Annotated in this window: 18 protein-coding genes, 1 tRNA gene and 1 pseudogene; 12 read left to right on the forward strand and 8 right to left on the reverse strand. The window is 35.1% G+C overall.

Annotated elements, in window-relative coordinates; translation table 11 throughout:
- Positions 1-62 precede the first annotated feature (62 nt).
- Positions 63-1,373 (forward strand): GAF domain-containing sensor histidine kinase, encoded by a 1,311-nt coding sequence (locus tag RGRSB_RS02950; protein ID WP_119259773.1) that lies wholly within the window; start codon positions 63-65, stop codon positions 1,371-1,373.
- Positions 1,374-1,407: 34 nt separating this feature from the next.
- A complete protein-coding gene (queF, locus tag RGRSB_RS02955) occupies positions 1,408-1,836 on the forward strand; it encodes a preQ(1) synthase (RefSeq protein ID WP_119259774.1) in 429 nt (142 codons plus the stop codon).
- Positions 1,837-3,193: 1,357 nt separating this feature from the next.
- Here queF and RGRSB_RS02965 read toward each other — a convergent pair.
- Positions 3,194-4,083 (reverse strand): annotated as a pseudogene (locus RGRSB_RS02965) (CoB--CoM heterodisulfide reductase iron-sulfur subunit B family protein).
- 184 nt (positions 4,084-4,267) lie between these two features.
- Between RGRSB_RS02965 and RGRSB_RS02970 the strand changes: the two are divergent.
- The 3 genes from RGRSB_RS02970 to RGRSB_RS02980 all read left to right on the forward strand — a co-directional run bounded on the left by RGRSB_RS02970 (position 4,268) and on the right by RGRSB_RS02980 (position 9,578).
- The gene (locus tag RGRSB_RS02970) at positions 4,268-6,511 is read left to right on the forward strand and encodes an APC family permease (RefSeq protein ID WP_119259776.1); all 2,244 of its coding nucleotides are present in this window, start codon (positions 4,268-4,270) and stop codon (positions 6,509-6,511) included.
- 866 nt (positions 6,512-7,377) lie between these two features.
- Entirely contained in the window at positions 7,378-8,118 is a 741-nt protein-coding gene (locus tag RGRSB_RS02975) for a cytochrome c biogenesis protein CcdA (RefSeq protein ID WP_119259777.1), read from the forward strand.
- Between the two features lie 83 nt (positions 8,119-8,201).
- Positions 8,202-9,578 (forward strand): cytochrome c biogenesis protein, encoded by a 1,377-nt coding sequence (locus tag RGRSB_RS02980; RefSeq protein WP_119259778.1) that lies wholly within the window; start codon positions 8,202-8,204, stop codon positions 9,576-9,578.
- Between the two features lie 21 nt (positions 9,579-9,599).
- Here RGRSB_RS02980 and RGRSB_RS02985 read toward each other — a convergent pair whose 3' ends face one another.
- The 5 genes from RGRSB_RS02985 to RGRSB_RS03005 all read right to left on the reverse strand — a co-directional run bounded on the left by RGRSB_RS02985 (position 9,600) and on the right by RGRSB_RS03005 (position 16,643).
- Positions 9,600-9,926, reverse strand: a complete 327-nt coding sequence (locus RGRSB_RS02985; RefSeq protein ID WP_119259779.1) for a DUF3082 domain-containing protein — start codon at positions 9,924-9,926, stop codon at positions 9,600-9,602.
- A 39-nt stretch (positions 9,927-9,965) separates the two neighbouring features.
- Positions 9,966-12,701 (reverse strand): valine--tRNA ligase, encoded by a 2,736-nt coding sequence (locus RGRSB_RS02990; protein ID WP_119260927.1) that lies wholly within the window; start codon positions 12,699-12,701, stop codon positions 9,966-9,968.
- Between the two features lie 1,247 nt (positions 12,702-13,948).
- Entirely contained in the window at positions 13,949-14,860 is a 912-nt protein-coding gene (locus RGRSB_RS02995; RefSeq protein WP_119259780.1) for an alpha/beta hydrolase, read from the reverse strand.
- A gap of 12 nt (positions 14,861-14,872) precedes the next feature.
- Entirely contained in the window at positions 14,873-15,526 is a 654-nt protein-coding gene (gene purN, locus RGRSB_RS03000; RefSeq protein ID WP_119259781.1) for a phosphoribosylglycinamide formyltransferase, read from the reverse strand.
- Positions 15,527-15,569: 43 nt separating this feature from the next.
- Complete coding sequence (locus tag RGRSB_RS03005; protein WP_119259782.1) at positions 15,570-16,643, reverse strand: aromatic ring-hydroxylating dioxygenase subunit alpha; 1,074 nt, start codon at positions 16,641-16,643, stop codon at positions 15,570-15,572.
- Positions 16,644-17,137: 494 nt separating this feature from the next.
- Between RGRSB_RS03005 and scpB the strand changes: the two genes are divergently transcribed.
- The 3 genes from scpB to RGRSB_RS10445 all read left to right on the forward strand — a co-directional run bounded on the left by scpB (position 17,138) and on the right by RGRSB_RS10445 (position 18,335).
- Positions 17,138-17,611: an SMC-Scp complex subunit ScpB gene (gene scpB, locus RGRSB_RS03010; protein WP_119259783.1), complete on the forward strand. Its 474-nt coding sequence runs from the start codon at positions 17,138-17,140 to the stop codon at positions 17,609-17,611.
- Between the two features lie 170 nt (positions 17,612-17,781).
- Entirely contained in the window at positions 17,782-18,156 is a 375-nt protein-coding gene (locus tag RGRSB_RS03015; protein ID WP_119259784.1) for a c-type cytochrome, read from the forward strand.
- A 35-nt stretch (positions 18,157-18,191) separates the two neighbouring features.
- Entirely contained in the window at positions 18,192-18,335 is a 144-nt protein-coding gene (locus RGRSB_RS10445; RefSeq protein ID WP_232014560.1) for a hypothetical protein, read from the forward strand.
- Between the two features lie 1,043 nt (positions 18,336-19,378).
- Here the strand turns inward: RGRSB_RS10445 and RGRSB_RS03025 are convergent.
- A complete protein-coding gene (locus RGRSB_RS03025; protein ID WP_119259785.1) occupies positions 19,379-20,812 on the reverse strand; it encodes a glycosyltransferase family 2 protein in 1,434 nt (477 codons plus the stop codon).
- 274 nt (positions 20,813-21,086) lie between these two features.
- Between RGRSB_RS03025 and RGRSB_RS03030 the strand changes: the two genes are divergently transcribed.
- From RGRSB_RS03030 to RGRSB_RS03045, 4 genes are all read left to right on the forward strand, one after another.
- Positions 21,087-22,316, forward strand: coding sequence for a bifunctional sterol desaturase/short chain dehydrogenase (locus tag RGRSB_RS03030; protein WP_119259786.1), 1,230 nt, complete (start codon positions 21,087-21,089; stop codon positions 22,314-22,316).
- 823 nt (positions 22,317-23,139) lie between these two features.
- Positions 23,140-23,811, forward strand: a complete 672-nt coding sequence (locus tag RGRSB_RS03035; protein WP_119259787.1) for an ABC transporter ATP-binding protein — start codon at positions 23,140-23,142, stop codon at positions 23,809-23,811.
- A 77-nt stretch (positions 23,812-23,888) separates the two neighbouring features.
- Positions 23,889-24,434: a YacP-like NYN domain-containing protein gene (locus tag RGRSB_RS03040; protein WP_119259788.1), complete on the forward strand. Its 546-nt coding sequence runs from the start codon at positions 23,889-23,891 to the stop codon at positions 24,432-24,434.
- Between the two features lie 162 nt (positions 24,435-24,596).
- A tRNA-Glu gene (locus tag RGRSB_RS03045) sits at positions 24,597-24,669 on the forward strand.
- A gap of 145 nt (positions 24,670-24,814) precedes the next feature.
- Here the strand turns inward: RGRSB_RS03045 and RGRSB_RS03050 are convergent.
- A complete protein-coding gene (locus RGRSB_RS03050) occupies positions 24,815-26,098 on the reverse strand; it encodes a serpin family protein (RefSeq protein WP_119259789.1) in 1,284 nt (427 codons plus the stop codon).
- Positions 26,099-26,297 lie beyond the last annotated feature (199 nt).

A 26,297-nucleotide genomic window follows, 5' to 3' on the forward strand; every position in this document is an offset into this window, starting at 1 on the left:
TCCGAAATGATTAAAAATCATTTTCTTAACAAAACTTTATAGCTTTATGGATTAAATCCCTTATGTCCTCTGCTGCTTACACTTTTATAACACCAAGTAAAGAATTCATTACCTTATGTCGAGCTCAAACAACGTTGTTAACTCAAGGACTGAAGGCCGATTGGAGTGGGATTTATCTCACCCAAGAAAGAGAAAAAGAAACACATACGAGTTTGATTCCTCTCTTGTTTTCTCCGCAAAAATGTGAGTTTTACGTCAGCAAGAATGTTAATTTGAGTTTACCTAAAGTCGAAAAATTCCTAAACAGTTCTATCAGTTTACCGATAGCTAACTCTTTTAAACTATCTAAATCTTTGAAGACTAATTTTGAAGGTAATCACAAAATTATTGATGAGAATAAAACAACTATGAGCAATCCCCATCAATTAGTCTTACCCTTGATGTATAAAGATATAGTAGTAGGATTATTAGTAACTCGACGTAAAAATCGTCCATGGCAACAGTCAGAATTGGAACAAATCGAAACCATTGCTCAAACCCTAGCAATCGCTCGTTTATTAGATAGCCATCAGCAATGGTATCAAGAACAATTGAGTCAACAGCAAACATTACAAAAACAAGAACATGAGCGCCTCGATGATTTATTTCATCAGTTGCGTAACCCATTAACTGCCTTACAAATCTTTGGTAAACTATTACTTAAGCGGTTGCATTCAGACGAAAAAAGTACGGCGATCGTAGAGAGTATTGTGCGGGAAAGTGATCATCTTCAAGAGTTACTCCAAGAATTTGAAGTTGATAAGCAATCTCTCAAAGACGATGTTGTTACTCTTGATGCTCGGTCAACTCGTTCTTTACCCTCAGAACAATTTCTGTCCTTATCAGCTATCCAGGTTACAGAAATATTAGAACCATTGCTAACTTCTGCTAAATCAATCGCCCAGGAAAAATCAATTGAGTTAAAAATCGATATCCTTGAAGACTTACCCTGTATATGGGGAGATCCTCAAGCACTCAGAGAGGTCTTTAGTAATATCATTAACAACGCTTTTAAATATACACCATCGGGAGGTCAAGTATTTGTACAAGTTGGGTTACTCTCGATGACTAATGGACAAAGTTATCAAGGTGTTGTAATTGAAGATACAGGATGCGGTATTCCTATTGAAGATCAAGAACATATTTTTGAGCGTCATTATCGAGGGGTTCAAGAAAAAGGAGAAATTCCAGGAAGTGGATTAGGTTTGGCAATTGCTAAAGATTTAGTTACTCAGATGCAAGGATTGATTGAACTTGTTAGTCCCACTGATGAAATGCAGAATATGGGGACAAAATTTCTAGTTTGGTTACCTTTAGTTGATAGTTTACAATGAAAGAGTTAAGTAAGTTAAAGAGAGTATTTCAATAATGAATCAAGTTGCTAATTCTCAATCTTCTAAATCTAAGTCTGATTCTTCAACGATTAGATATGGGGAACGGTTCATTGAAGAAGGGAAATTAATCACTTTTCCTAATCCTCGTATAGGTCGACGGTATGACATTAATATTACTTTACCTGAGTTCACTTGTAAGTGTCCCTTCTCTGGTTATCCTGATTTTGCTAACCTTTATTTAACCTATGTTCCTGATAAAAAAGTGGTTGAATTAAAAGCATTAAAATTGTATATTAATCGTTACCGGGATCTCTATGTTTCTCATGAAGAATCGATTAACCAAATTCTGGACGATTTTGTAATGGCTTGCGATCCACTAGAAGTAACGTTAAAAGGAGACTTTAATCCTAGGGGAAATATTCATACTGTTATTAAAGTTCGTCATCATAAACAAAAAAGTTAGAGCTGTAAAAAAATTAGCTTCTTTCTCATGAGAAAATCTCATGTTGGAAAAACTAAGAATTATACTGATGACTCTATGAAGTTAGAATTTATTCGATACCCTGTTGGAATTGTGGATGTTTCTGAGATAAAAAATAAGTGTCATGATTATCTGTTCGGGATATATATCTGTATTAATGTAGGAGACAAACATAAAATATTAGAGTATTTCGATTAGGTTGCGTCAGACACAATAAAAGTTGTTTTAATAAAAATCGAGGAGTAGATGTTATCATGCACTGGTAAGGTGTAACAATTTAGAGTTAACTTTCTTGTAAAAGAGTTAGGCTAGTTGAAAAAGAAAGAATCTAGTTGTGAAAGATCTAGGACAGAAACTGTTGAATATATCTTAAATAATGGCACTAAGAATATAGCAAGAAGAAATAGAGTAGGTAGACAACAGACTAAAACAACACTCAACTATCTACGTCAAGAATTGCAGGTAAAAAATCTCAGCCATTGAAACAGTTGGCAATTGATGAGATTGTTGTGACTAAAGGATAAGAAAGTCATCGTACAATAATGGTAGATTTAGATGAAGAAGTAAGTATAGAATTATAGAAGAAAGAACATCTAAACAAATGGTAAGATAGCTATAAGCTTGAAAAAAAAGTTTTGACCAAGACTCAAAAGGTTGGTCTTAGTCTTTAGAAATACTCTGATAATGTTGTAAATAAATCCATGCTGTAAGCTGAAGTAGTAGTGGACATACCTGACATGCTTAAATAAGTTAACACTCAATTAGATAGTCAAAGAAAAACTCTAATATGAGAAGTTAAATGGCTTTAAATACTAGTTAATACAGAAAAAATTTTGTCAGGTTTAAATAAAAGCAAATATGTTTCAAGTAAAAATGAAGAATATTTAAGCGAAGAACAAAGGACAAAATTAAACAACGTGTATAAAAAAACACCATTCTTCTCAAGAAGACATCGATTAACAGAAACGAGTAATTTAAAATATTTTCTATAAAAACGTATACTTGGTGTCAGAACTATTGAAATTGGCCGATTGGTGTCAAAAAAACTTATTGATTACACCCAAAAGTCTCTATGACAATTAGGCTAGGTGTTAAATTGCTAGAAATTATTGTATATTTTTACCAAGGGAAAACTCAAGGGACAGTAGAATATATTAATAATAAATTGAAGTTGATTAGAAGGAGGGATTAATCTAAAATTTAAATAGTTAAATAGTTAAAGTAAAAGTAAAATCATAAAATACTACTTTTGTTTTAGGTGCCTTATCTGTTTTAAGTATTTTAGAATATTGGCAATTAACCTTTAAGTGAATATTTAATTAACTAATTAAATATTCACTTAAAAATCTAACCTGTTTAAAACAGACTTTGTTGAAACTACATGACGATCTAATCCTAGTTTAGCGGGGTTAATTCCTAATGCTAATCCTACTAACTGAGGTAAATGTAGCACAGGCAAGTTTAATTTGTATTAAATAACTTTCTCGATTTCTGGTTGTCAAGAATCTAAATTTAAGTGACATAAAGGGCAGGTAGTGACTAAACAATATGCACCTGCTTCAATAGCTTCTTTCAGGTGATTTCCCGCTTAAATGACTCTTTTGTCGCATAACTTCTAAGGGCCAACCACAACATAGAGTCCGTCCTTGATAATAAATAGGAGTCGCCCCAAGGGTATGGAGAATATTTTCTAAATACTCTGGTTGAAAGCGATTATCGTAAGGAAGATTATCCTGAGCTCGTAATAAATAACAGCCATAAAATGAAGCACAATTTAAACCAATTAATTTCTTAGTCACTTTTTTTTTAAGTTTTTCAAGACCATAATCAGCTACTAATGCCCATAACAGATGTTTAAATTCAGTCCTTCCTTGATAAGGAAAACAATGTTCTTTCTCTAAAAATCCATTAACTTGTTCTAAATAGTTAGGATCATTTTTCTGTGCATTTTTGAGACGTTCGTCTACATGTCCAACAACTCCCTGACAGGTACTACGATGGGTTAACAAAGGAAGATTTAGAAACTAAGCTAAAGAAATATTACGTGCATTGACCGTATCTTCCAATAATTGGGAATCTTCTTTGTAAGTTCCTAAACCACAACAGGCTGCTTTTTTGAGTTCAACCAATTCTATTCCCAACGCATCAGTGAGAGCAGCAGTAGACAGATAACGTTCACGACAAGCACCTTTGGCAACACAACCTGGGTAACTAAGCGTACTTCAGCATTGTTTCACGTACCAGCTGATGGATCTGGGAGATCTCGCTGTTAAGGCAAAGTTTAACGAGAAGTTCTTGTTTATACTGATTATACAACATATTTCGTCTTTTTCGCCCTCCTAAAACAGTCAATTGTTTTAACTCATTTTGAAAAAATTTGGGATAATGACCATAACCGAATAAACGCTAAATTATGCCCGATTGGAAACTACCCTTTGATCGCCATTCTGAATCTGCTACTGTCCTTCCCGGAGAGACTCAAGGGGGTTTAGGAACTTTTGGTGGAGTCTACACCCCTTCTATTTTGACCATCCTTGGCGTAATCATGTATCTTCGCTTTGGTTGGGTGGTAGGAAATGTGGGGTTATTAGGAACCTTATTGATTGTCATCTTAGCCAACAGCATCACCTTTTTTACCGCTCTATCTGTGTGTGCGATTGCAACAGACAAGGTAGTAAGAGCAGGGGGAGCCTATTACATGATCAGTCGCTCTTTAGGGGCAGAAACAGGAGGAGCCGTAGGAATCCCTCTCTATTTTGCCCAAGCTCTTTCCGTGGCTTTATATACTATAGGTTTTGCTGAAAGCTTAAAGGCAGCCTTTCCCCACATAAATCAACTTTATGTGGCTTTGGTGGTAACAAGTTTAGTTGGAATATTAGCGTTTATGTCGGCCAGTATTGCCATTAAAGCGCAATATTTCATTATGGCTGCCATTGTCCTATCATTAGTGTCATTCTACTTTGGACACCCTGTAGAAGAAACTCACATTGAATTGTGGGTTAACAATAAAGCTCCCTTTTGGACAGTTTTTTCAGTATTTTTCCCGGCGGTAACGGGAATTATGGCCGGGGTCAATATGTCAGGAGATTTACGAGATCCTATCCGATCTTTGCCCAGTGGAACTCTGTGGGCTGTTGGGACAGGATTTGCTATCTATATGACTATGCCCATTTTTATGGCTATGCGAGCTAATAGTAACACTCTAATTGCAGAACCTTTGATCATGCAACAGATGGCTGTCTGGGGTCCTTTAATTTTGTTGGGGGTGTGGGGGGCAACCCTCAGTAGTGCCATTGGTAGTATTTTGGGTGCACCTCGTATCCTCCAGGCATTGGCTAGAGATGGGATTTTACCAAAATGGATGAGTTTCCTCGGACAGGGAAGTGGACCTCAGGATGAACCAAAAATGGGGACTCTAGCAACCTTGGTAGTAGCGATCGCAGCTGTTTGTGTCGGAGATTTAAATTTAATTGCTCCTGTATTAACGATGTTCTTTTTAACCACCTATTTAGTGTTAAATATGTCAGCAGCTATTGAAGGATTTTTACAAAGTCCTTCTTTTCGTCCCTCGTTTAAGGTTCATTGGGCGTTTTCCCTTTCCGGGGCGATCGGTTGTTTAATCGTTATGTTTTTGATTGATGCTGTTGCGACTGTTGTGGCAGCGATTGTGGTGATTGGAATTTATTTTTGGGTACGTCAACGAGAATTAATAGTGACGTGGGGGGATGTACGCCGAGGACTTTGGATGGCTTTGTTAAGGACTGCAATTCTGCAAACCGATCACACAGACGATACTAAAAACTGGCGACCTCAACTCTTAGTTCTGTCGGGTGCACCGACTAAACGCTGGACTTTAATTCAGTTAGCAGAAGCATTAACCCATAATCGAGGTTTAATTACCGTATCAAGTGTTCTTCCTGTTGGTTCACGGGATATGGCCAAACAAGCGATTCTGGAAAAGCGGATTCGCAATTATTTACAACGACGAGGTGTACAGGCATTAGTTCGGTTGGTAACAGCTCCTGATCCCTTCGATGGGGCTGAGAGACTTGTGGAGACTTACGGACTGGGATCTATTGTACCTGATACAGTATTACTGGGAGATTCTCAACAATCATCCCACCGTGATCGCTATTGTCAAATGATTGCCAACCTCCATCGCGCCCAACGCAATGTTATTATTTTACGGGAAAATCCTAAACTCGACCAAAACCCCTTTTTAGAGTCAAGACACCGCCCCTGTTACATAGATATTTGGTGGAGTGGGGGAATGCAGGGAAATGGTAGTCTGATGTTGATTTTAGCCTATTTATTGCGTTCTAATCCCAACTGGCAAGATGCGGAGATTTGTCTTAAGTTAGTAGTTACTGATGAAACTGGGGTTCAAGCAGCCCAAGCTAATTTAGATAATTTGGCTAAACACTTGAGAATTGGGGCTTTATCAGAGGTAATCTTGGCTGATGGCAGAACGTTTGCCACAATTCTTAAAAAATCCTCGATGGGAGCTGATTTAATCTTTTTAGGTATGGCTAGTCCTGGAGAAGTGTTTATGCAATCCTATGAAAAGTTACAAAATTGGACAGAAAACTTACCCACATCAATCTTTGTACTGGCTGCTCCAGGATTCGATTTTGAAGGTGTATTGGGAGAAAATTAAATAAAATATCCTAAAAACTTAAGTATATTGCTAAATATTTCCAGATCTTATCATATTAAGACTGCTCCTCTTTCTTATTCTCTAATTTTAACCTTAGATAGCTCCTACTTTGTCATAGAAACAACTATTTTTATAGACTTTTATTCTATCGGTCTTATCAAGAAAACATTTCTTTTTATTCAACCATGAAAAGAAATATTTGGCTATCAAATTTAAAAAGAGAACGTATAATATTTAAATATATAACTAGGGAATGACTATCTTATAAAAGTTTATATATCACTTTATTTTTTTATATAAATTAATAATAGAGTGTCTTTTTATTTAGCATAGGTATTACCGGTAAAGTCAGCTTCGATACAGCTATTTAAACTGAGATCATCTAAACGCTCTAGAAGATAGTAAACTGTTACCTGTCTGTCCATACAATATATCCATACAATATATCTTTTAAGATAAATAAATTATTTTTATTTTCTTGCTAGCTTATTTTTCCATAGAGTAAAATACAAACAGTATATTCTCTAAATTTAATTATTTATTACAATAGACTTAAGCCTAGTTAAAATCAATGAAGTTATTGTATGTCTTTAACTTTAATAGTTATCTCAGCTTACTTGTTATTATTAACTTTAATATTGGCATTGTTTGTAATAGTGAAAACATATTTTTACTATTACAAATATATTTAATATAAAAAATAATGACTTTAAGCTAAAGTAGAACCCCGGTATCGATTCTTATCAAAAAACATTAGCTCGTTATTAGCTTCTTTAAAATTCTTAAAAATCTAACTATTTTAGGCGCCTGATTGACCCATACTTTAAGCTACAATGCAAAATGAACCGCCCCACACTTTCTGAAATATGCTCTACAGATTGCAAACTCAACTCTATCAGCTTGAACAATTTGCCAATCAATTGGTTTCTTTGCAGTTGGACCATCTGAATTGGTTGAGTTTAACAGTTGTTTTTATCGCCGGATTATTAACTAGTTTAACCCCTTGCATGCTCTCGATGTTACCGGTTACCATTGGCTACATTGGGGGTTACGAAAACCAAGGTAGAAGACAAGCAGCTATCCAATCAACTTGGTTTTCTTTGGGTGTAGCTACTACCCTTGCAGGATTAGGAATTACAGCAGCTTCTTTGGGAAAAATATATGGACAAATTGGAGCTGGATTACCAATTTTTGTAAGTTTAATCGCAATTTTGATGGGGCTAAATTTATTAGAATTAATTTCCCTAAAATTACCTTATTTTGGTAATAGTGATTGGATTACGGACAATTTTCCACCAAGCATACGTTCCTATTCCCTTGGTTTAACTTTCGGATTAGTTGCGTCTCCTTGCAGTACTCCTGTCTTAGCGACTTTGTTGGCTTGGGTTGCATCAACTCAAGATTCATTATTAGGAGGAGTATTATTGCTATTTTATACAATTGGCTATGTTACCCCTTTAATTTTGGCAGGAATCTTTACTGCATCTCTGAAAAAATTATTAGAATTACGTCGTTGGTCAATTTGGATTAATCCTGTCAGTGGTATTTTATTAATTAGTTTCGGATTCTTGTCTCTTTTATCTCGTTTACCCTCTAAAAGAGGATAATTGATAATGGAGCAATTGTCAAAAAAATTAAGCCTATAATAGTTGTCTAAAAAAAGCGTTGATTTTTAAGGGAGGTTAAAAATATGACCGCTTCTAATTTACCTCAAAAAACTTATTTTTTCTCATTGTTTCAGCAAGGACGACAGCGGATTGTCAAGATGGTGGCTGATTTGCGGTTAGCTATTATTCTACTACTAGCAATCGCTTTATTTAGTGTTAGCGGAACGGTAATTGAACAAGGAGAAAGTCTATCTTTTTATCAAAAAAACTATCCTGAAAATCCTGCATTATTTGGGTTTCTTACTTGGAAGATTATCTTAACTTTAGGCTTAAATAATGTCTATAGTACTTGGTGGTTTTTATCTCTATTAGTTTTCTTTGGAACTAGTCTTACCGCTTGTACGTTTACCCGTCAATTCTCTGCCTTTAAAGCTGCCCGTAACTGGCATTTTTATCAGCAACCTCGTCAGTTTCAAAAGTTTGCTTTAAGTGGGGATGTCGAAAATATATCATTGACTAATGTCGTTAATGCATTAAGAAAACGAGGTTATAAAGTTTACCAAGATGAAAATTCTTTATATGCCCGTAAGGGAATTGTAGGCAGAATAGGACCAATTATTGTTCATGCTTCTATACTGATCATTTTAGGAGGAGCAATTTGGGGAATATTGGCAGGATTTTTAGCTCAAGAAATGGTTGCTAGTGGCTCAACTTTTGAAGTAAAGAATATTATTGAAGCAGGTCCTTTCTCAAAACAATTAATCCCAACTGATTGGGGAATTAGAGTCAATCGGTTTTGGATTGACTATACTCCTAATGGAGATATTAAACAGTTTTATTCTGATCTTTCGGTTGTTAACAATCAAGGAGAAGAATTAAATCGCAAAACTATTTTTGTTAATCAACCTTTGCGATATGACGGAGTTACTTTTTACCAAACCAGTTGGGGAATTGCTGGGGTAAAAGTTCAAGTTAATAAAGGTCCTATTTTTCAAATTCCTATAGTCCCCTTAAACACCCAGGGAAAAGGAAAAATATGGGGGACTTGGATTCCTACTAAACCTAATTTAAGTGAAGGGATATCCTTACTAGTTAAAGATTTACAAGGAACCATGATTATTTATGATAACAAAGGTGATCTTTACAGTGCGATTCGCCCAGGGATGGTGATTGATATTAATGGGGTTAGTCTAGAAGTTTGTGAATTAATCGGTAGTACAGGACTACAAATTAAAGCTGATCCTGGAATTCCTCTTGTTTATACTGGGTTTGGATTATTAATGCTTGGAGTAATCGCAAGTTATGTTTCCCATTCCCAAGTTTGGGTTTTACAACAGGAGAATCGCTGTTATATTGGCGGTAAAACTAATAGAGCGCACGTCAGTTTTGAAAGAGAACTAGTGAGAATTTTAGACGAATTAAAAAGTCCCACAATGGAACCTCAATTCTCAAAAGTTTGAGAGCAAAAATTAAGGTTTTTATCATTCTTCTTCTATAGAAGAAAGTCTTTTTAAAAAAAGTTGAATTGCTAAAAGAGTTAACCCAAAAGCCACAAAACTAAAAATAAAGGTTACTAAAGAAGCAATTCCCATCACTAAGGTTCGTACCAAAGAACCAATTCTCAAGACTAAAGAATTATCAGAGATAAGAGGTTTAGTCGCAAAGCTTTGAAAAATAGAGAGAGTGAGAGAATAAAAACCAAATGCCAAAGATCCTGAAATAGTTGAACCAATTAGACAACGTAAAGGTGTGACTTTTTTATTTTGAGGACGATCTCTTTCTGGAGTAGGCGTAGGTGAATTTGTCATGAACAGTAGGGTAAACGATAACTTTAATCAGTTATATTATTATTTCAGACGATGCAGACGTTCCTGTAGAATTTCCGCTTGTTTTTGGGCTTCAGATAAAGAATCTTTAGCACCCTGAACTACTTTTTTAGGGGCTTTATTAATAAAGCCTGGATTATTAAGACGCTTAGTAAGAGACTCAACCTCTGCTTTAATTTTACTTAAGTTTCTCTCCAGTTTTCCTTGAAGACTTGCAATATCGACAACACCTGATAAAGGAATTAACACTTGAACTGTCCCCACAACACCTGCAATGACCTGTCCAGTTCCTGATTCTAACTCTAACTGAGGTGTAATAGTCAATTGTTCCACTTTCCCTAAATCCTGAATATAAATTTGAGCTGACTTTAGAATTGTCCTTTCTGTTTCATTTTCACTCTGTAAAATCACAGCAACTTTGAAACCAGGTTTTATTTCAGCTTCGGCTCTTAAATTTCGCAGAGCACGAATAGTTCCTATAATAAGGCTGAATGACTCTTCTAATTCAGCATTAACAAGTTGGGTGTCAGAAGTAGGATAATTCTGTAAAGCCAGAAATTCATTGTTAGTTTGGCTTAAAGTCTGCCAAATTTCTTCAGTAATATGAGGCATAAAGGGATGGAGCAGCCTCAGAGTATTATCGAGAATATAGGCTAAGATCTGTTGGGCAACTAGGCGAGATTCAGTGTCAGCACCCTTCCAAAGACGAGTTTTAACTAACTCGATGTACCAGTCACAAAAGTCTCCCCAGATAAACTCATATAGCCCTTTAGCCGCTTCTCCCAACCCATAAGTTTCGATATGCTTCTTAGTTTGCTGAACTAGTCGATAGAAACGAGATAAAATCCAGCGATCGCATAATTCCAATTTTTCTACTTCTGAAAATCCTAAAATTTGAGGAGTTTTTCCCTCTAAATTCATCATGACAAATCGCGCTGCATTCCACAGTTTATTGGCAAAGTTTCGAGAAGCTTCGACGGATTCGGATTTATCAGTTTTACGATTGTATTGTAAGCTGATATCTTGACCTGCCCCTGCGACTTCCCTAATCAGAGTATATCGTAGGGCATCGGTTCCATAATTTTCAATTAAAACTAAAGGATCAATCCCATTGTTAAAAGATTTAGACATTTTCTTTCCGTTTTCATCTCTAACCAACCCATGTATATAGACATCCTGAAAGGGGATTTGATCGGTAAAATAACCTGCCATCATGGTCATACGAGCAACCCAAAAGAAGATAATGTCAAAACCTGTAACTAAAGTACTGGTCGGATAGTAGACTTTTAAATCTTCAGTATTTTCAGGCCAACCTAGTGTTGAAAAAGGCCATAAACCGGAAGAAAACCAGGTGTCGAGAACGTCAGGATCTTGTTCTAATTTAGTACTTTCTCCGTATTTTTCTTTAGCTTTTTCGATAGCTTCTATTTCATCATTAGCCACAACAAATGGAGTATGATCTGTGATTTCGTTGTTAGTTTCACTAACTACATACCAAGCAGGAATTTGATGCCCCCACCACAATTGACGGGAGATACACCAGTCTTTTAGTCTAATCAACCAATCTCGATACACTTTTGTCCAATGTTCGGGGACAAAGCGGGGAGAATTGTGTTCATCTAAAAAAGTTAATGCCTTTTGGGAAAGAGAGTCAATTTTGACAAACCATTGGGTTGACAATAAAGGTTCGATAGGAACTTTACCTCGATCACTGTAAGGAACTGCATGACGGTATTCTTCTACTCTAATCAGAAATCCTTCTTGTTCAAGTTTCTTAACGATATTTTTTCGTGCAACATAACGGTCCTGTCCCTTAAATATTCCGGCATTTTCATTCAATGTGCCGTCTTTATTCATTATATTAATAAAGGGCAAGTTATGATGGTTTCCCATTTTGAAATCATTGGGGTCATGCGCAGGAGTAACTTTAACACAACCTGTGCCAAATTTAGGGTCAACTAATTCATCAGCAAAAATAGGAATTTCTCGACCAACAATAGGTAAAGTCAAGGTCTTTCCAATCAACTCTTCATAACGTTTATCTTTAGGATTAACGGCTACTCCTGTATCTCCTAAAATGGTTTCTGGTCGAGTGGTTGCAACTTGCACATAACCACTGCCATCGGTTAAAGGATAACGAAAATACCATAGATTCCCATCCACTTCCTTATTTTCCACTTCTAAATCTGAGACGGCAGAAAGAGATGCAGGACACCAATTAACTAAATAATTTCCTCGATAAATTAACCCTGCTTCGTAAAGGCTAACAAAAGCTTTTCTGACTGCTTTAGAAAGTCTTTCATTGAGGGTAAACTGTTCCCTTGACCAGTCCGCAGAAAGTCCAACCCGTTTCAATTGGTTGATGATCTTTCCTCCCGACGCTTGCTTCCATTCCCAAGCGTGTTCGAGGAATTTTTCTCGACCGATATCATAGCGAGTTTTTCCTTCTGCTTTTAACTTACCATCAAGGATGGTATGAACTGCAATACTTGCATGATCAGTTCCGGGAAGACAGAGAACATTGTAACCGCACATCCGATGATAACGCACCAGAACATCCATTAAACAGTCTTCAAAGGCGTGACCCATGTGGAGACTTCCTGTGACATTAGGAGGGGGAATAACAATGGTGTAAGGTTTTCCTGGGTGATTGGGGTCTGCCTTAAAGACCTGGTGGGTTTCCCAAGCATTTTGCCATTTAGATTCGGTCGTTTTAGGGTCGTATTGGGGGGGTAAAGTGGATGGGTTTACGGTCATGAAGAATAGAAGGGTATGGGTATGATTATCCTCTCCATCAAATTGTGCCACAACAAGTTAAGTAATTCAATTTAACATTCTTTACTAAGACTCCATAATTTTTGTTTTGGAGATAACAGTGTTTTTTTTAGAAAAAAACATTATAGTTTCATTTAAAAAACACATTAAAGTCTAATTAATCTTGATGTCTAAAAAGTTATTTTTTGCTAAAATATAAATATTAATTATTTATGTTTATTCTTTGAGACCAAAATAATTTAATTAATTCACAAACTCTTCTTGAATTCTTAGAACATTATCAATAGGTACTAATTAACGTTGACGATGTTGCTTTTAATGTTTAAATGTTTATCTAATGAATATTCTTCTGAAAAATTTTGAAAATAGATCTAAATTTACTAAACGTTGATATTATTCAAAAATAGAAGCCAAGATATCCTAATTTATTAATTTATTTTTTTATAAAAATTAGCAAATTTATTAAACGACTTTCAAAAAAAAATATAGTAACTAGAAAGACAAAAAATAAGTTAATAAAAAAGATTCACGTTTAACTCTATGTCCAGACTGTAATATACAATACTGTCAAAGTAACAGTAAACTTTCCCATAAAAGAAAGATAATTGTGTTCTTAAATTGAAGTTTAGCAGAAAACTATTTTAGTTGCTATTTTTGAAACTTTTTAAAAAATAGACTAAATATTTCTGTTTAAATTTTAGTTAAAATCATAGAGCTAATGAATATAAACAAAAAAATAGAAAGTATTTTAGATAGTTTTACAAAACTAAAGCTTTAAACTTCTTCAGAAAAGAATAATTATTTAGATACTAGCCAACCTAAAAATTTAATTGACATAATTTAAAAAGTCAATGTCAAACATAATTCATGTCAAAAAAATTTTTTCATAACAATAAAAATAGCAAAAGTATCTCTGCTTCAATCTAAGAGTATAGAAATATAAAAATTATAGATTTAGTAAATTTATATTAAGATTTAATCAAATAAACTATTTTTATATTATATGGATTATTTAAGAGAGAGAAAAATTGCGTAATTCTCCTAAACTAAATTTATATATACAGTGAATAATAATTAATTTATCAACAATCAGTATTGTATTTTCTTGTGTTTTTTTTAGAAAAAAGTCTAAATAGAATTAGGAATAAATACTTTGTTTATTCAATAAAATAAATACACTCAATTCTATTTTTTATTAAAGCATAAATATATAATAGTTTTATTTTAGTTTAATCAAATCCGTGAATAACTAATTCATAATAATCTTGATGAATTGCTTCAAGACTATTTTGTAATTCTTGTGCATGAACCCAACAAACACATCCTGAATATAAACATTCTTTATTTTTATTTGCTAGAAAAACATAAAGGATATTAAGAGAATTTTTCCAAATACGAATACTTTTTCCATCTTGAAATAATAAATAAACCTGCGATCTTTCAAAATCACGGTTTTGAGTATATGTCATTCCCGGAACTGCTTGTAAACGTTCAATTAAAATGATTGCAAAGTCTTTTTTAGGAATTACTTGAATGGGTAAAAAATCCCAAAACTTCTGAATAACTTCCACAACCTGGGGAGAGGTTTTTAATTTAGCATGGGAAAGATTTGGTAGACAAGTAAACTCCCCAAATGCGACTTGAGTTGTCTCAATCCTGATAGTTCCATCACTTTTATCACCAAGATCTCCTGCAATTGATAAAGTAGGAATAGATTGAGCAATTTTTTCAGTAACAGCTTGACGACTTTTTAATAAATATTTAGCAATTTTAGTCTCTGAAGGTTTCAGAATACCAAATGATTGCACTCCATTAATAGGACAACCAATCAAAACAATTGAGTTAATTTTTGACCATAATTCGGGATGTTGATCTAGAAAGTCTAACCAAAGTAATCCCCCTAGCGAATAACCAATAATACGCCAAGGTATATCAGGATAGCTGTCCAAAACCTCCACTACTTTTTGTTCAATAAGTTCAAGAATATCTTCACTTTCAATCCATGTTTTTAACCATCCAAAATTGAGAGCAACAATCTGATTTTTTGCTGTTTTTAAAGTTTTTACAAGTTGTAGGATATCTTGATGTGTATCAGTCCATCCGTGTTGCACAAATAGGATACAATCTGGAGGGTCAATCATAATCTTGAATGATTAATAATATCGCTTTGCAGCTAAAGCAATCGCTTGAGGAAAAATAATATGTTCTTGAACTTGGATGCGAGCTTGTAGTGTCTCTGGGGTATCATTCGGTAAAATAGGAACAGCCGCTTGTAATAATATTAGTCCACTATCGACTTCTGAACTGGCAATGTGAGCCGTACATCCGGTAATCTTAACACCTGCAGCCAAGGCTTGTTCAACAGCGTGAATTCCTTTAAAACTTGGTAATAAGCTCGGATGAATGTTAATGACGTGGTTAGGATAAGCTTGTAATAGAACATGAGTAACAATACGCATCCAACCAGCCATAATGACCCATTCTACCTGATGCTGTTGTAAAGTCTCAACAATAGCTCGATCCAAGTCTCTCCGTTGCTTAAACTTGCGATGATTAAGTAATACTGCCCGAATCTTTAATTGTTGCGCTCTTTCTTTAACTTTTGCTTCGGGATTATTATAGACCAATACGGGGATCTCAGCATTTAGTTTTCCTTCCCGTATTGCTTGGACAATAGCTTCAAAATTTGTCCCACTTCCCGACGCCAAAACTCCCAATTTCAGGGGATATTCTAACTCAAGTTCTTTAAAAGATAATTGAGGAGAGATGAAATTAGGAGTAGACTGAGAAGAAGCAGAAAAATTCATGGATATTCTGGACGGCAACTAAGATTAAGTATACAGTTAAGTTCTAATCATTTTTGTATAATTGAAACTGTTTTTTAACCATTGTTTGGACTTTGATAATGGTAGGATTTACTTCATAGGTTTGTTGTCGTGAACCTTTTAAATATGCCTGCTGTTCTTGTTCAATCATGGTAATATCTTGTTTTACTAGTCCATCCAACATTTTTTGTGCTGATCCAAACAAACTATTTTTAATCCAGCGCCGAAACCAGATGGGGAGTTTATGAAGTCTCCAAAAAGCATTTAAGGAAGTAAAATGAATTAAATAGGCGCGAGTATAAGTCTTATTAATAGGACAGAATAAACAATAAATTTTAAAATCCTTCCCTAGGGTTGACATCCAATGGGGATAAACATAACTAACTTGTAAAAGTTCAGGGTGTAATCGGCGCAAACGAGGAAAAAACAGTTGGGAAATTGACCATATTTTGTCTATCTTATAGTAGCTTTCGGTTTCATATAGGGCGTCTACTCGTTTCTCATTAGATGAGAGTTTAGCTAATTTAGCTGAATTCCAAGCTTGATAGTCTTCATGCAAATGTCCATGATACATATCCATTAAATTTTCAATCAAAAATGAGAAATGGCCTCGACATTCAATGCTTGAAACAGTTGCGATATAGTTGAGGTGTCCCCATTCAGGAATTTTTAACGGTTGCTTATAGGCATCTTGTAATTTCTTGGAGTCTCCTAAAAACAGCCAAATAAACCCATCCGACTCCCAAACTGGGTAGAACACAATTTGACAGTTAGGTAACTTGTTTTCTTTACTTAAATAGGGTACGAATACACACTTCCCTTCACTATTAAACCGCCACCCGTGATAAGCACATTCTAAGTGACTTCCAACGATTTTACCACTACTTAGTTTTACTTGACGGTGAGGACAACTATTTTCAATGGCTTGGACTCTTCTTTGCTCATCTCGATAGAGTACAATAGACTGGTGCCAAACTGTAACCTCTAACGGTTCATCAGTTAACTCTAGACTCTGAGCCGCAACATACCAATGATTAAGGTTAATTCCACAGGTACGAATATCAACAGTTTTGGTGGTGTTGGTTGAAAACTCAGCCATTGCCTCATGTGGTTTTTAGGCAGTAACCCCGAACCAGTTTTAAATAACTTGCCTTTAACATAACACTAAAACAATATGATGTGAAGCATTAGAAGCATTCATTGATGGATAATCGTTATAGATAGAAGTTAAGGAAATCACTAAACTTACTCGGATATCAAGTGTTCTAAGGAACAGCAAAAAATAGCTTATGAGGATAAATTTCAAACAAGTCTAACAAAATTGGGACTTTCTGAGTGAAACTTTTTCTTTTGTTGTTTGTGACATTCACTTTGATACCACTGAGTATGATGGCTCTACCCATTATTCTTATCCAGAAGCCAGGCTTAATCACTTTCAAGATAAGTTGACTTTAGACACTTGATCATTTTTGCCCGGACTCTATCACAGCTAATCAAAAATAGAAGTAAATTTTAGCTCCTCCTATTGCTAACTATTAGGTACAGAGATAAGGTGGAATCAGAAGTCGCTCCAGAAAATAATTTAGAACGTTTATGAGATTAGCAACCAAAATTGAGGCCATTCTCTATTTGAAAGGTAAACCCTTGTCCTTAACAGAAATTGCTCAATGTGCTGATTGCGAGGTGGATGAGGTACAAGAAGCTATCATTGAATTGATGTCAGACTATGCGTATCGAGACAGCGCGTTGGAAGTACTAGAGATGTCCCAAGGTTATAGTCTACAGCTACGTCCAATATTTGACAGTTTGATAGATGACTTGATTCCGGCAGAATTAAAAAAGGGAACCCTTCGAACTCTAGCTGCAATCGCCCTCAAAAATCCTATTGTACAAACCGACTTGATTGAACTTAGGGGTAGCAGTGCCTATCAACACGTTCAAGAATTGGTTGGACTGGGATTTATTCGCAAGCGTCGTCATGAAAATGGACGATCATACTGGTTGGAAATTACTGACAAATTTCACCAGTATTTTGAGATCGACCAACTTTCTCTGCCTATCCCTTAACAATCATCATCTAGCATTTGCTATTAAAAATATCTGCCAATTTCAATAAAGTTAATAATAACCTACCAAATATTCTCCTTGATTTTTACAAAAACTTAATGAAGGTAGCTTTTGATACTTAAAACATTGCAGAATGTAAAGATGAGACTAGCCCGTTTTATCGAGTATCTGTGACTGACCAGTTTACCCAACCTAAAGATATCATTAGACGGTTAACTTCAACCTTAATAGCTATAGTTGTTATCACCCTTGTATTAATAGTAGGTTGGTGTTTGCATGAAACGTCTAAACCCTATGTTCAAGAAGTCTTATCTCTTAAAGGAGATATGAATAAGGGGCGGGCTATCTTCGAAATCAACTGTGCAGGATGTCATAGCTTACAAGCCGATGGAAGCGTAGGACCCAGTTTACATCACGTCCATAAACATAAATCTAAGATTAAGCTAATTAATCAAGTTATCAGTGTAAAAACGCAGCCTTTACCAAAATTCAAGTCCAGTCCTCAAGAAATGGCTGATTTACTTAGTTATTTAGAGTATCTTTAAGTTTAGACATTATGTTTTGGTATGACAGAGGGTTGATGAAAACAGAGATTATTTCCGTTAAGGTGACTGAACCTGGTTTGATTTATGGGGCAACAGTATTTACAACATTACGAGTCTATCAAAAGTCTTTTGACCATCTTTTAACCGAACGGTCCACTTATTTTCGTCGACTCGAATAAAGCTTAAAAACCTTTGGTTGGACGCTACCTAATTGACAATAATTATGTCAAGAAGCTGAAGTATTAATTTATTATTATCCTGTCTTAAGATTAACAATTTTCTCTGATGGTAAAAAATGGATTACGGGACGTTTGTTATCTGAAGATTTAGAACAATCTCAACAACAAGGGATAAAAGGGTGGGTCGCTAACACTAGCTTATATAAAAGATCTTTAGCTAATTAAAAAACTGGCAACTATTTAGGAACATTTTTAGTTTTACAAAAAGCTGATCAATTAGGTTTTAGAGAAACAATTTTAGCTGATCATCAAAGAAATTGGTTATAAACTAGTATAGGAAATATTTTGCGATATAAGCAGAGGGAATGGTATACACTCCCAATCGAAGAATCAATCTTACCAGGAATCAGACAATCACAGTTATTATCTTGGTTAAATCATCAACAAATTCCTATTAATTAAACCCAATAGGATTTAGATTTTATTGATAGTTTAGAGATCATTGCTTTGTAGAGATCATTACTTATGGTAACAATGTGGTTGGAATAATTCCTTTTGCTTTTATCGAAATAGAAGGACAAAGCATTAATTTCAACACATATTATTCAAATCTTAAACAATTACAATATTATTACCGGTCTAATTAAAGTAAAAAAAACACAATAGCTATTTTGGATTTTTAAATGTAACTTTCATAGTTTTTGTTCTTCTATTTCTGTTAGCTTAACTTTTGGGTAAGCTAGAATCTAGCTAGATACTATTTTTCAAATACTTTTCTATTCTAGACATATTCTGAATTACCTGTTTATAACTAACATCTTATACCAAAAATAAAAAACTTAAAAAACAACATAAAAAAATAAATTAGTTATGAATAAATCATCAATTTTTATAGCTATTACTTATCGCTTTCCTATTTTAGCTTGAAACAAGTCTATTCCTAATTATGTGTTCTATTCGAGTCTAATACTTATAGAAATAGGAACACAAACCACTCCATATTGTGTCCCTAATCAGTCTAAAATACTACCAAATAAATTTATTCAATTAACCAAACTTTCTTCAGGAGTTCCTTCATGAATTGTCTTAACCCATTTAAGACGTTTAGGAAAAATTGACATTCGAATAGTAACACTAGGAATAATAATAAACCAGTGCATCATATAAAAGGTTCCCTTCAAAGATAACCACGTCAACCGAAACACATCTACAATCCCCAAATTATTGTTTTTTTCACTGTGACGTAACCCATTAAATACCCCCCAAGAAGACAAAGATAAAATTAATATGGTTAACGGACTAAAAATTGGTAAATGATGACGTAGAATTACCATCAAAAAGTCAGGAAATACCGCCATTAAGATCAAATACTGCATGACGATAAACGATAGCATATCAACCTTTTTTGTCCAGCCAATATGCTCACTAAGAATAAACCTCCAATAATCTAAATATCGTTGATACCCTCCCTCTCCCCAACGGTTTCGTTGATGCCAAAGAGATGTTACTGTTGTTACTCCTTCCTCTTTCACGGCGGGAGCGGATAAAAAACCAATTTTCCAATTATCCAAATGTAACCGAATAGTTAAATCAAGATCATCTGTAATTGTTTGCTCATTCCATCCCCCGCAACGAGATAAAGCTAAACGCCTAACAAATTGTCCATTACCACGCAATTCTCCAATTCCCCCGATCGCAACCCGTTGCTGTTGAAAATAGCCATCGAGGGCCATTTCTATTCTCTGTCCTTTCGTCCAAAAATTCAGAGGTGCATTAGCAATATCCTTACGAACTTGAACTGCTCCTACCGTTTTGTCTTTAAATAAAGGAACTACACAACGTAATAAATCCTGAGAAACCTTAGCATCCGCATCAAAAACCGCGATAATATCCCCATGAGTTTGGGATAATGCCTGGTTTAATGCTCCTGATTTTCCTCCTTCTCCATTAGCCGGACGACGAATCACATTGAGTTGAGAATACTTTTGGGCTAATTGCGTTAAAATTAGGGGAGTCTTATCAGTGCTGCAATCATCAACTACCCACAAGTTATATTTATCAGTAGGATAATCCAAATTACACAAGGTCGTTATCAGTTGACCAATAACTGCTTCCTCATTTTTAGCTGCTACTAACAAAGAAACCGAAGGGACATGACCATTAGCAATAACTTCATCAGACAAAGGACCCGGCACATCCTCCGGTTTAGCGGTTATCAGACGTAACGCTTGGATGAAAAATAACCCTGTTAATCCTAAAACTACCCAAGTTCCCCAAGTCACTAAATGAAGAAAAATGGTGATACCCCAAACAGCCATAAGGACAAAAGCAGCTTTTTTACGCCGTCCTGATAATCCTTGGAAAAAATCGTTTCTAAATTTTTCTTCTTCGTCTTGGAGATCAGACCATTCCGATAATAATGAACTAAAGGGATCCAAGTTCTGAGCAGCTTCGTCTGACCAATAATTATTTTGCATAAGTCGATGTTTTGATTAATTCGTTTGCTTTGATGCTAACAACTCCCGTTATTCTCTTTGTTCGTTTGTTGTCTGCTTTACACTTTAAGGTTTTATTCTAGCGGAGAATGCAAATTTTGTTTGTTGGCGTTTTTTAAAGTCCATTTCGGTTAAACGTTAAGAATAAAAAGCTATAATGGGGGGGCTATACTAGCACGTTAGCTACTCTTAAAATAGAAGCGAATTATTCATTATTTTTTCCCTATCTTAACAAATAAATAAGTCTAATCATTTTATGCTGAGTGATATTATTACGATGACCTCTCTAATGTTAGGTTCAGTTATCTGGGTAGAAATTGTTCGGGACTTTTACCATGTGTTATCCCATCATTGGAGTCCTTTATATCGTCTTCATGCTTGGCATCACCGTGTATTTCGTCCTGATTTATCCCCCGTCAGTGAGGAAATTTACCGTAAAGCTCATTGGTATAATGATCTTCCAGAAGCATTAGTAATGTTGACTTTGAGCCTGATTACTGGGACAGTGTTTTTTTTTGGAAGTCTTCCCTACAGTTGGATGGCGTGGGGGGGGTCAGTTTATGCTTTAACCTTTCTAATAGGAGCGATTATGCGGGGAACAGGAGTTCCCTACGCCGATGAATTAACGGATATTACCCACCGTCAAGGGGAATTTGTTACTCTTCCTGGGGACTGGTTTGTCAATCGTCCATACCATTGGCGACACCATTTTGATAATCAAAAGGCTTATTACAGCGGAACATTAACCCTAGTAGATAAACTTATGGGAACCGCATTATCCCTAAAAAGAAAAACTGTTGCAGTCACTGGTGCATCAGGAACTTTAGGGCAATCACTCTTGAGACAACTTTATATTAATGGAGCCATACCGATTGCTTTTACCTCTAAACCTCAGTCCATTTCAATAGAAATTGAAGACAAAAAACTACCAATAAAAACATTAACTTGGCAAGTAGGTCAAGAATTAGAATTAACGAATGAGTTAGAGTCGGTTGACATTTTGATACTCAATCATGGTGTTAATGTACATCACGAAAGAACTCCGGAAGCTATTAATAAATCTTATGAAATAAATGTATTTTCTAGTTTGCGGTTAATGGAGTTATTTATTACTACCATTAAAACAAATAAAGATAGAGTTTGCAAGGAAGTTTGGGTTAACACCTCTGAAGCAGAAGTTATTCCCGCAGTTAGCCCCCTTTATGAATTGAGCAAACGAGCTTTAGGAGACCTAGTTACTTTACGTCGTTTGGATGCTCCTTGCGTGGTAAGGAAATTAGTTTTGGGACCATTTAAAAGTAAGCTTAATCCCATTGGCTTAATGTCTGGAGATTGGGTTGCTAAGCGTATTATAAAAGCAGCAAAAACTGATAATCGGAACATTATTGTCACCGTTAATCCTATCACATTTCTGGTTTTTCCTGTCAAAGAATTTTTTGTTTCTCTATATTTTAAATTATTCAGCAAAAAGGTAGATAGAATCTGAGAATATATTAGTTTTATAGAAAAAATAGCTATTAATCATCAAGGTATAAAATTACTGTTTGTCCTGCTAATTTAGGCACAACAATATTTTTTGTTTATTATTCAATACCTTGTATTATCTAATAATAGATTTATTCGATAAATTTGCTCATTTCAACTTTATTAAACTCAGTAATTTTTTTACTATAGAAAAACCTTAAACTCTTCAGAAATTACTCTTTAATCTAAAATTAAGCCACTACTACTGCGTATAAATAATAAGGAGTTAAGCTTGAACAAAAAAAACTATCTCTATATTTATCATTGCCAGTACATCCTATATTTCTAAAGAAATCTATTTTAGCATAGGTAATAAAATAATTACATTTGACTTATTTATTATAATCTTGTTCGATTACTGTATTCTCTTCAACTAGCACTAAGATAACGAGAATTTACCTTTATTTTTAGTTTAATAAAAGTCAAGTATAAATTATCAATACTCAAGATAATTGTAATTGTTTAGCGTTTATCTAGTTAAGAAAAAAGTTATTAATTTTTCATTATATTTTTGTCCGTAAAGTATAATTTTGCTAATGTTACAGTATTAAATTGTTAATATTAACGTTTTGAAAAAATTATTTGAGGATTATTTTAATTATTAATAATTTACTTATTATTAATAATATTGTAAAATCAGGCTGTGTTATGCTTTGGTAGTTTGGTAGCTTTTTACCATCATAAGTATGGTAGAGCTTAAAGTATTGAGATTAGAAAATTAGTTTTAACTAAAAAAAACTCTTTTAATTCTAACGTTAAACTTCAAAAGTAGGACTAAATTATTAATGACTAATTTTGCAATTCAAGTTAAAGATTTAAGCTTTGGTTGGGATAAAAACTCTCTTGTACTGCAATCATGTTCCCTAGAAGTTCCAGAAGGGGAATTTTGGATGTTATTGGGCACTAATGGTAGTGGAAAATCAACCCTCTTACGATTAATGACGCGACTGTTAACTCCCCAAACTGGAACTATCGCCATGAGTACCCCTGTTGGTTTTGTCTTCCAAAACCCCGATCTTCAGTTAGTTATGCCAACCGTTGGGGCTGATATCGCCTTTGGGTTAGTTCCTGAACGTCTATCCCCTATTGAAGTCCGTAAGCGTGTACAAAAGGCTTTATCAGCTGTTAACCTTCTAGAATTAGAGCGACGGCCTATTTATGCTCTTAGTGGAGGACAAAAACAACGCATCGCTATTGCTGGAGCTATTGCGCGTCATTGCAGAGTCCTTCTCCTTGATGAACCTACAGCTCTCCTTGATGTTAATACTCAATTAGAATTAGTGGTCCAAGTACAACAGTTGGTGAAAAGTCAAGGCATTACCGCTTTATGGGTAACACATCGCTTAGAGGAGTTAAATTATTGTGATGGTGCTTTTTTACTAGAAAACGGAAAAGTAATAGAAAAAGGAGATCCCAACCATCTAAAAGCTAGATTAGTTTCAGAAACTTACCCTTAGAATGAAAATTCTTTGTTAAAATCGGAGGACATTTGCATCAAAAATATCTTAAGCACATATGACAACTTTTAAAAAACATGGCTACTCCTCACAATCTTTTATTGTTAATCGATGGTTATAACATTATCGGGAATTGGACTTCTCTAAAAAAAACCCGTGATCGCCATGGTTTAGAACAGGCAAGACGAGAACTGGTAGAGTCCCTAGTCAATTATATAGCCCACAGTGGTTATCAAGCCCAAGTTGTTTTTGACTCCCAATATCGCAAAACCCCCAGTTCTTTAGAAAAATATTCCCCCAATTTGTCTATATACTTTACCGCTTGGGCGCAAACAGCTGATACATATATTGAAAAAGTCTGTGCGTCTTTTTTTCATCAAACCAGTCCCGCTCCGCCTCGATTAATTGTCGCTACATCAGATCGAGATCAACGTTTGACAGTAGTAGGATATGGCGCAGAATGGATGTCGGCTCAACATCTAGCTAATGAAATTAATCTATCCACCCATCAAGTTAGACGCAAACAACGACCTAGAAAACGTAGTCAAGGTCGTTTCTTGTTCAACTGTCTTGACGCTAAATCTCAAGCGCGCCTTGCTCGATGGCAACAAGGAACAAATTAACAATAATGACTTCCTTTATTAGGTTTCGGGAATTTATAGACAGGTTTTTGAAGAACATGCATATTGAAGAGGACCTGAGTCAGTAATTTCTAGAAAATTGATGAATAATACTATTGACATCAACAAAGATCATTGCTAAATTAATATACGTGTCAAAAACAAGCCCCCATCGTCTAGTGGCCTAGGACACCTCCCTTTCACGGAGGCGACAGGGATTCAAATTCCCTTGGGGGTATTTTTTTAAGCAAGGAGTAAAACTAAAGTTTTACTTCTTGCTCTGTGTTGAATAATAGGATCTAAACTCAAGGTTTTTGAAAAACCTCGTCTGGAGTGAAGTATTCCAGAGGTCCAGAGCTTTTTTGTCCTTATGGGGGTAGGTTTCAGTTAGGTTTTCTAACGACTCCTATAAAGATGATCGCATTAGTTTTATGGTCGCGAATTGTACATAAAAACGGACGATTAACGATCATAGTAAATTGCTCTTCTGGAAGAAATAGAGAAGTCATCCTCGCACGAATGGAACTAGTGACGGCTGACTGTGTTCCTTTCTCGTTAATCTCTACTAAAGTTTTGTGCTTCATACGATTCACATAAACTTGACGAGATGTTAGCTTAGAAAAGTTAGCTGATGACTGTTCGAATATTGTGGACATTCCTAAAGAGATTAAAGCTTTTTCCATGTCAATTTCATTGGATAAACTGAAACGGGGTAGTTTTAATTTTCCTTGTTGTTCGCGGAATTGTCCCATCCATTTTTTCCACTGACCTACTGTTAATTGTGAAACTAGGTCTTTTAGATTCTTATCTGGTCGAGGAAGGAAAATTTCCAAACTAAAGCGTTCTCCTGTGTAGGGTAAACTCACCGCTTGAAAGTCTGACGTTTCAAAATAGCGGTACTTTCCTTCACGAGACATCAATGGAAATTTTATAACCCGATCATTACTTAAGTAAAATGGCTGTTGTGTCGTGAGATGAGGATCAAATTCTATTTGCCAAACTCCTTTAAAATAAATTGCGTTGACTAAAAACAGTACATCTTCATTGCTAATTTGCTCAATAATTTGGGGAATTTTTCCCAGAGTTTTGTCTTTTACCCAACGATTAATAATCCCCACTGACTCAGAACTCTCAAAATTTAAATTAGTAATTTGAGCCTGATAGTATTCTTGATTAGCTTTAAGAAATTGATAACGAAAGGAAAATCCTTGTCTAGTCCAAAGCGAATTAGCAATTGTCAGTTGACCACGATAATCATTCGTATCTAATGATTTTTCTAGAGTCTTATTGGCATGATTAAAAGCATTAAGGTTCACTCCTTTAATACCTAGTACATCAGACATTTCTTGCCGAGTAGTTCCGCTTGCGCCATTATAGAGCATAGATAAAGCTAAAGCTAAACTAACAGGAGAAACAGCAATATTTTGTTCTGAATTTTGTCTGGCTAGGGTAGAAAAAAGCTTAAAACCAAATTTCATCTGAGCATTTACCAGTTTGTCCTTGCCCAAAGACTTGTTCGGAAAAAATATCTTTGGGGAAACTTCTTGTAGTGCTTGAGCGTCTGCTAATATGCTGAAGACCTGAATCTTAGACGAAGGAATAAACCAAATCAAGAGGCATAAACCTAGAAATCCGAAAGTTGTGATCAAAGTTTTTCGATTCGTCATCACTATCACTCCTATTTACCACACAGCAATGTCTGAGTAAACCTACTCCAGGGCTTCTTGACCTGTGCCTTTTAGGTAACTCTATACTTTATTAATGAGATTTTTAGACAAAGCATTCTTATTTCGAAGATATACTCGATTGCTAAACATAAACCCTTAGAATTGTAAACAAATAATTCTAACCGTTAAAGTCACACTT

Origin of the sequence: cyanobacterium endosymbiont of Rhopalodia gibberula (assembly GCF_003574135.1) — a bacterium.
Classification (GTDB): domain Bacteria; phylum Cyanobacteriota; class Cyanobacteriia; order Cyanobacteriales; family Microcystaceae; genus Rippkaea.